The sequence below is a fragment of the Gemella sp. GH3 genome, assembly GCF_013415425.1.
Taxonomy (GTDB): Bacteria; Bacillota; Bacilli; order Staphylococcales; family Gemellaceae; genus Gemelliphila.
This window is the reverse complement of record NZ_JACBYC010000141.1, coordinates 1-634: the sequence shown is the minus strand read 5'-3', so window position 1 is coordinate 634 and position 634 is coordinate 1. Positions and strand designations below refer to the sequence as shown.

Below are 634 nucleotides of genomic sequence, written 5' to 3'. Positions count from 1 at the left end.
GCTGCTAATTGTCCTTGATGCGTTAAATCTTGTAACGCATATCCTCCATTTACACTATTGATATTGATTTGTTTCGTATCACCAAGTACACCTTTACCTGTACCTGTCGTCGCTGCTTCTTTGATGAGATTAAGTTTATCAACAACTTCACCAGTTTCTGCATCAACTTTGATATTCCAATGTGAAATTTTAGGTGTTGTAGTAATCAATTCTACATTGTAAACATACTTATTTGTTTTACCATCGATTTGTACTTTATTTGTTTTGACGGCGTCATCTTTCATATTTTTCGCTTTCTTAGGATTAAGGTTAACCGCTTCAAACGCTTTTTTAGATGCTTGTTCTTTGTTGATCGACACCTCATTAGTTGGTTTCACCTTCTTCGCATCAGTGTCACCGTTAATTAATACAACTTTACCTTCAGTATTCACATGTACTTTAACCTCCTCATCAGGAGCAAAGACGTTACCTACCTTAGGTTGTAAAGTGTAGTGCGTAAATCCTTTGTTGTCTTTTTTTACATCAGTGACAACATAGTCTTTATAATGGTTCTTAACGTTTTCTGAACCAGGCAATGCTTTAAGTGCTTTTGGTGCGTCAGTCTGTTGAGTAACCTTCGCATCAATGTCTTGTT

1 protein-coding gene is annotated in these 634 nt (G+C 36.1%); it reads right to left on the bottom strand.

Translation table 11 applies throughout. The features are described 5' to 3' along the window. The coding region (locus HZY83_RS05730; protein ID WP_179943099.1) for a PepSY domain-containing protein at window positions 1-634 on the bottom strand (634 nt) is incomplete at both ends.